This window comes from Vibrio sp. Vb0304, assembly GCF_033338995.1.
GTDB lineage: Bacteria > Pseudomonadota > Gammaproteobacteria > Enterobacterales > Vibrionaceae > Vibrio > Vibrio alginolyticus.
The window spans coordinates 1-1,169 of sequence record NZ_JAWOTT010000249.1; the positions used below are offsets into that span (position 1 = coordinate 1).

The 1,169-nt window shown below is 48.2% G+C and carries 2 pseudogenes; both read left to right on the forward strand.

Going from position 1 to position 1,169, the window contains the following annotated elements:
• Window positions 1-1,089, forward strand: a pseudogene (locus R7P35_RS25395) (lipoprotein-releasing ABC transporter permease subunit); the annotation flags it as partial.
• Window positions 1,082-1,169, forward strand: a pseudogene (locus R7P35_RS25400) (lipoprotein-releasing system ATP-binding protein LolD); the annotation flags it as partial. The pseudogenes R7P35_RS25395 and R7P35_RS25400, both read left to right, overlap by 8 nt.

Genomic DNA, 1,169 nt, shown 5'->3' on the forward strand with positions numbered 1-1,169 from the left:
TTGGTCACTGTGCTTTCGGTTATGAACGGATTCGAAGCACAACTGAAAGAGCGCATTCTTGGTGTTCTTCCTCACGCGGTGATTTCTCAACATGATGGTCGCACTCCACTGACGGAGTCTGCGCCGCAATTCATTCAAGCGATGTCGGATGTTGCTGAGCCAGAACCTGTTGTTCACGGAGAGGCGGTAATTCAAAGTTCGGCACAACTGACGGCCGGTTATTTGATTGGGATTGAGCCTAAGAAAGGCGACCCGATTGCCAACCATTTGATTGCGGGTCGTTTGTCTTCTCTTCAAGCGGGAGAGTACAAAGTATTTCTTGGCCACAGTTGAGCGCGCTCTCTTAAGGTTTCTATTGGCGACAAAGTTCGTTTAATGGTGACAAACGCCACGCAGTTTACCCCTCTTGGTCGAATCCCTAGTCAGCGCAACTTCACAGTGGCTGGTATTTTTAATACCGGTTCGGCTGTCGATGGTCAGCTTATGATCGTCAATATGGCGGATGCAGCTAAGTTAATGCGCCTGCCCAAAGATACCGTATCTGGCTGGCGAGTGTTTTTCTCTGACCCATTTATGGTGACGGATTTCGCTGATAAACCGATGCCTGAAGGGTGGCAGTGGAGTGATTGGCGTGCACAACGTGGTGAGCTTTTCCAAGCGGTGAAAATGGAAAAGAACATGATGGGCTTAATGCTGGGTCTCATTGTCGGCGTTGCAGCGTTTAATATCATTTCTGCTTTGATCATGGTGGTGATGGAAAAACAATCTGAAGTCGCGATTTTGAAAACGCAGGGTATGACGCAATCGCAAGTCATGACGATTTTCATGGTGCAAGGCGCAAGTAGTGGTGTGATTGGGGCTATTGTCGGCGGAGCGGTTGGCGTGGCGTTGTCACTCAACCTCAACGCCATTTTGGAATCGGCTGGCGTGGCTCTGTTCAGCTTTGGCGGGCATTTGCCAATTGTGATTGATTCTTTCCAAATTCTATTAGTGGTAGTGCTAGCGATTGCTCTGAGTCTGGCTGCTACTGTTTATCCTTCTTACCGAGCATCTTCTGTTAAACCTGCTGAGGCACTTCGCTATGAATAAGCTATTAGAATGTCGTGATATTCGTAAAGTATACCGAGAAGGTTCGTTGGATACGGAAGTGTTGAAAGGCGTGAGCTTTG